The following is a 5,444-nucleotide window of genomic DNA, read 5'->3' on the forward strand; positions in this document are numbered from 1 at the left end:
ATGCCCGGCGCCTTGATTTCGATCCGGCGGGTTTCTCCCCCTGAAAGGGGGCCAAGGCCATCCACCGGTTCGCCAAGGGCGTCGACCACCCTCCCGACGAGCGACTCCCCCACCGGCACCTCGGCAATGCGAGCGGTCCGGCGGACGATGTCCCCTTCGCGAATCGTGTGGTCGAGCCCCATAATCGCCACGCCGACATTGTCTTCGTCGAGGTTTAAGGCGATTCCCCTGATCCCCCCCGGAAATTCCAGCAGTTCCCCGGCCATCGCGCGGTCCAGCCCATGGATGCGGGCGATCCCGTCCCCCACCGAGATGACCGTGCCGACCTCGGCCTTGTCGACCACCTTGTCGTAGTCCCGAATTTCCTTTTTGAGAATTTCGCTGATCTCTTCCGCCCGGATTTGCATATTTTTTTAACCCCCCATCATTTTTTCCGTTAACCGATTCAATTCCGCCCTGACCGTTCCGTCGTAAACCACGCCGCCGATCCGGACGCAGACGCCCCCCAGCACCGACGGCTTTACCTCTTTTTCCATCACCACCTCAAGGCCGGTTTTTTTGGCCAGAATGGTTCTGATTTCGCTGACGACCGAATCGGAAAGTTCTTTGGCCGAAACAACCGTTGCGACCGCCCTGTTTTGCAATTCGTGGAGGGCGCGCTGATATTCGGCGGAAATCTCCGCCAAAAGGCCGATCCGCCCTTTTTTGATCAGGAGTTTTACAAAATTCTTCACCGGCAGAGCCAGGTTCAGTTTTTCCGCCAGCCGGTCGACAATTTTAAGACGCGCCGTGATGTCGAAAAAGCGGTTGGTCAGCGTATCGAGGAGGGGGGGGACTTCAGCGCAGAGGGCGTAAAAATCCTTCAACTGTCCGCCGTAGGCCTCGAGCTTGTCTTCCTCGCGGGCCAGCTCGACGAGCGCCCGCGAATAACGTCTGGCGATGGATGATTCGATCATTGTAATTTTCGCAAACGTTCCACGTAATTTTTCGTCAGCCGGTCGGAATCGGCGTCGGTCATCTCGCGCTCAATGGATTTTTGCGCCAGATTGCGGGCCAGTTCCACGGTCATCTCTTTCAAATCTTCGCGCGCCTTTTTCACCTCGTTTTCGGCGATCTTTTTGGCGTCCTCGCGGATCTTTTCGGCGTAGACGCGCGCCTGTTCCAGCAGTTTGCCCCGCTCCATTTCACCGTCTTTTTTGAAGGAGTCAACCAGGCCTTGCGTCTCCTGTTCGACTTTTTTGAGACGGTGCGAAATTTCCTCGTGTTGTTTGCGCGCCTCGCTGTTCAACTTTTTGGCCTCTTCCACTTCTCCTTTAAGCGTGGCTGATCGATGTTTGAAAAATTCCTTCACCGGTTTGCGGAGCAGAAAAAAAAGAACGGCGATGAGAATCAGGAAATTAATCTCGCGGAAGACCAGATCGAGCCCCGGACCGGGATTACCGTGATGCACGGCCTCTTCGACTGCCAGGGCAAGTTTTGGACTCAAAATTCCAAATGCCAAACGCCAAATGCCAAATGAAACACCAAAAAACAATTTCCAATGTCTAAAACAAGGTTTTTTTGGAATTTGGAATTTGGAATTTGACATTTGCTTTTAAGCCGCCCTTTCCAGCAGTTTGTCCACAATATCCCTTGCCAATACCTGCGCATACTGCTTGAGGCTCAACTCCGCCTCCTTCTTTTCGCGTTCGATCCGCCCTTTCATCTCTTCGAACACCGCCTCATTTTGCAAACGCGCCTCATCGATGATTTTCCGCTCCTCTACCCGCGCCAGGCCGACAATCTGTTCGCGGGCGCCCGCCGCCAACATACGCGCCTCCGCCATTTTCTGTTCATAACCGGCCGTCAGTGTTTTGATTTTTTCGGAGAGGGCCAGCGCCCCGGTTTTGAGACCTTCGGTGTTGCGATGTCGTTCGGCGATCAGATGAAGGGTCGGCCTGAAGACAAAACGGTTTAAGAAAAAAAAGACCACCGCGAAGATGACCCACATGAGGGGAAGAGTCTCGTTGGGATAGAGGTCAATCATATTATTTTATTTATGAAAAAACGCCGCCTGCCGTTAACATGCCGCATCAAAAACTGTCAAGGGTGCAGATCAGCTAAAAAGCTGTTTTTTCTATACAAAAAGGGGGGGATGCACTATGAAAAGCCCCCACGATGCAGTCGATCGCCATTTACTGGGTCACCCCTTTTGTCTTGATGCTTTTAGGCATTGCCATTCTCCCATTGGCCCTTCCCCATTTCTGGGAAAAGAACTTAAACAAGGCGCTGGTGGCGCTGGGAATCGCCCTCCCCACCGCCGTTTATCTGATCGCGCACGACCCGCACGCCCTCCTCCATACCGGGCTTGAATATTTTTCGTTCATCTCGCTCCTTGCGGCCCTCTTTGTGGTCTCTGGAGGAATTGCCCTGGACGGCGATCTCCGGGCGACACCGACGGTGAACACCGCTTTTCTGGCCATCGGCGCGGTTTTGGCGAGCATTATCGGAACAACCGGAGCCAGCATGCTGTTGATCCGCGCCCTTCTCCACACCAACCGCGAACGGCATCATGTAAAACATATCCCGATCTTTTTTATCTTTGTGGTCAGCAACATCGGGGGGTTGCTTACCCCCATCGGTGATCCCCCCCTGTTTCTCGGTTATCTCCGCGGTGTCCCGTTTTTCTGGACGCTGAAACTTTTTCCGATATGGCTTCTTTTGAACGGCGCCCTTCTGGCCCTCTTTTATCTGATTGACCGAATTGCTTACAGCAAGGAGACAAAAAAGGACCTCACCGCGGACCGGCGGCATGTTGAACCGTTAAAGCTGATTGGCAGTATAAACTTTCTTCTTCTGGCGGGGGTCGTTTTGTGCGTTTTCCTTCCGACGCCGTATCGGGAAGGGGTCATGCTCTCTCTGGCGCTCCTTTCCCTGAAGGTGACGCCCCAACGGGCGCGGCAGAAAAACCGGTTCAACTTTCATCCGATTGTCGAGGTGGCCGTTTTGTTTGCCGGCATTTTTATCGCCATGGTTCCCGCCCTTTGGCTTTTGGAACACCATGGGGCAGAGCTTGGCATCACCCATCCCGCCCAGTTTTTCTGGCTGGCCGGATCGCTCTCGTCGTTTCTAGATAACGCCCCGACCTATTTGACCTTCTTTTCGCTGGCGCAGGGGCTTCATCTCCCAAATGCCTCCGTTGTCGGGATTACCGAACCGATCCTTTTGGCCATCAGCGCCGGAGCGGTGCTGATGGGGGCCGTGACCTACATCGGGAACGGCCCCAATTTCATGGTCAAGGCCATTTCCGACCATGCAGGCATTAAAACACCTTCTTTTTTCGGTTACATGCTCTGGTCGGTCGGCATCTTGATTCCGTTGTTTGGGACGGTGACATGGATCTTTTTTCTGTGACCGAATATGCTGGAAAATCCAAATTCCAATGTTCAAAAATCCAAAAGTCTTTTTTTTGGAAATTGGAGTTTGTTTTTTGGCGTTTCATTTGGAATTTGGAATTTGGCATTTGGAATTTTGACCTCCTGCCTTGCCCGCAAGGAACAGCCGGGGCTTCCGGCCGTTGTGGCGTTTGTGAACGGACAATCGATCAAGGAGGATGAGCTCCTTTTCCGCATCGACCTTGAAAGAGCCAAATACGACGAGGAAATTTTCGCCAAACCGGAGCGGTTTGAGCGTCTGAAAAAAGAGATTCTCGACCGGATGATCGAAAACCGCGTCCTGATCGACTGGGGGGAAAAAAACGGCATCGTCCTGACCACGGAGGAGACGGCGCACGGTCTGGAAGATTTAAAGAAGGGATACACCGGGCAGGAATTCGAGTGGATGCTGGAGGAAAAAAATATTCCGGTCACCCGGTGGCGCGCCATGGCCGAGGAGACCCTTTGGGTGCAAAAAATCCTTAAGGAGACCCTCTATCCCGCAGTGAAGGTGGACAAGTCGGACATCCAGGCTTATTACAACGGCCATCCGGATGAATTTCGTGAGGAGGAAAAAGTCCGGGTGCGCCAGATTGCCACCGACACGGAGGAAAGGGCCAGGGAGCTTTCGGCCCGGCTCAAACAGGGGGAAAATTTCGCCAAATTGGCCATGATGCATTCCATCTCGCCCGATCGCTCAAAGGGGGGCGATCTCGGCTTTTTTGCCCGCGGGACCTACCCCAAAGAATTCGACGATGCCTGTTTTTCATTAAATATCGGGGAGATAAGCCCCATTGTGAAGAGCCCTTACGGATTTCACCTCTTCAAATTGATCGACCGGAAACCGGCGGGGATCCGGAACCTTACGGAGGTGTTTTCACAAATTGAGTCCCGCCTCTTGCAACTTAGGCTGGGAGAACGCTATAAGGCCTGGAAAGAGGACATCCTGGCGCAGTCGCAGATCCAAATCGTGGAAGATGCGCTGGAAAAGATAAAACCGTGAAAAAATATCCAATCCGCCTGAGGCGGATCACATGCCTGATTGTCCTGTTTCTCTGCCTGATCGGCCGAGGGGGCTTATCCGCCCAGCAGGTTGTCGACCAGATCGTGGCCAAGGTGAACGATGTGGTGATCACCCAGTCCGATATCGCGGAGGAGATGAAAAAATCAAAAGCCGGGCAGACCGAGGTGCTGAACCGTCTGATCAACGATGCCCTGCTTGCACAGGAAATTGAAAAACAGAATATCGATGTGACTGACTCCCAAGTGGATCAGGCCATGCAGTCGATGGCCGGCCAAAACCGTTCGACTGTCGACGAGCTGAAGGCGGAGCTGGCCCGAAGGGGGATTGGGGAGTCCGCGTACAAGAATGAGCTCCGCGAAAAACTCAAGCGCGACGAGTTTTTGAAAAAAACCATTTATCCCCGCATTCGCGTCAGCGACTACGACCTGGAGGAGTACTACCGGAACCATCCGTCCGAGTTTCAGGGTTTTTCCAAAATCCGTTTTCTGGAACTTCTTCTCACCCCCGACTCCGCCCCGCCGGGAACCGATTTGCAGGCGTTGGCCGGTGATATTGTCGGGCAGTTGCGCCGCGGCGCCCCCTTTTCCTCCCTGGTTCAAAAATATTCCCGCGGCGCCTTTGCCGGCAAAGGGGGGGACTCCGGCATTGTCGATACGGGCGAAATGCGCCCCGATCTGCTGAATCTTCTCACCATGCTGGAACCAAACAGGATTTCCGACCCCATCCCGACGCCCAGCGGCATTTTTATCTTCAAGGTGATTGATCGCCTCGACCCCAAACCGCGCTCCTTCAACGAGGTGAAGGAGTGGGTGCGCAACCGGGTGATTCAGGAACGGATCGGCGAGGAGGTGGAGCGCTACCTGATGGAAATCCGCGCCCGGTCGTTTGTGGAGATCAAGGATTCGTGAAGCCTGCCGGAAGGTCTAAATCACATTACAAAATGAGGAAATCTTTGACGGCGAATCCGTCCCTTTGAGGTTGAGTTTTTGCACGTTAGATTATAGGGC

At 53.7% G+C, this 5,444-nt stretch carries 7 protein-coding genes; 3 read left to right on the plus strand and 4 right to left on the minus strand.

Annotated features, from left to right (window positions below; translation table 11 throughout):
- The 4 genes from HYU99_11720 to HYU99_11735 all read right to left on the minus strand — a co-directional run.
- The coding region (locus tag HYU99_11720; protein ID MBI2341014.1) for a F0F1 ATP synthase subunit alpha at positions 1-407 on the minus strand (407 nt) is incomplete at its 3' end.
- Positions 408-413: 6 nt separating this feature from the next.
- Entirely contained in the window at positions 414-956 is a 543-nt protein-coding gene (atpH, locus tag HYU99_11725; protein MBI2341015.1) for an ATP synthase F1 subunit delta, read from the minus strand.
- The gene (locus HYU99_11730; protein ID MBI2341016.1) at positions 953-1,486 is read right to left on the minus strand and encodes an ATP synthase F0 subunit B; all 534 of its coding nucleotides are present in this window, start codon (positions 1,484-1,486) and stop codon (positions 953-955) included. The genes atpH and HYU99_11730 overlap by 4 nt, the downstream gene beginning before the upstream one ends.
- A 108-nt stretch (positions 1,487-1,594) precedes the next feature.
- Positions 1,595-2,026, minus strand: coding sequence for an ATP synthase F0 subunit B (locus HYU99_11735; protein MBI2341017.1), 432 nt, complete (start codon positions 2,024-2,026; stop codon positions 1,595-1,597).
- A gap of 131 nt (positions 2,027-2,157) precedes the next feature.
- Between HYU99_11735 and HYU99_11740 the strand changes: the two genes are divergently transcribed.
- The 3 genes from HYU99_11740 to HYU99_11750 all read left to right on the plus strand — a co-directional run bounded on the left by HYU99_11740 (position 2,158) and on the right by HYU99_11750 (position 5,345).
- A complete protein-coding gene (locus HYU99_11740) occupies positions 2,158-3,393 on the plus strand; it encodes a sodium:proton antiporter (GenBank protein ID MBI2341018.1) in 1,236 nt (411 codons plus the stop codon).
- 69 nt (positions 3,394-3,462) lie between these two features.
- The gene (locus HYU99_11745; GenBank protein MBI2341019.1) at positions 3,463-4,416 is read left to right on the plus strand and encodes a peptidylprolyl isomerase; all 954 of its coding nucleotides are present in this window, start codon (positions 3,463-3,465) and stop codon (positions 4,414-4,416) included.
- Positions 4,413-5,345 (plus strand): peptidyl-prolyl cis-trans isomerase, encoded by a 933-nt coding sequence (locus HYU99_11750; GenBank protein ID MBI2341020.1) that lies wholly within the window; start codon positions 4,413-4,415, stop codon positions 5,343-5,345. The genes HYU99_11745 and HYU99_11750 overlap by 4 nt, the downstream gene beginning before the upstream one ends.
- Positions 5,346-5,444: the final 99 nt, after the last annotated feature.

Source organism: Deltaproteobacteria bacterium (genome assembly GCA_016183175.1).
Taxonomy (GTDB): domain Bacteria; phylum UBA10199; class UBA10199; order UBA10199; family SBBF01; genus JACPFC01.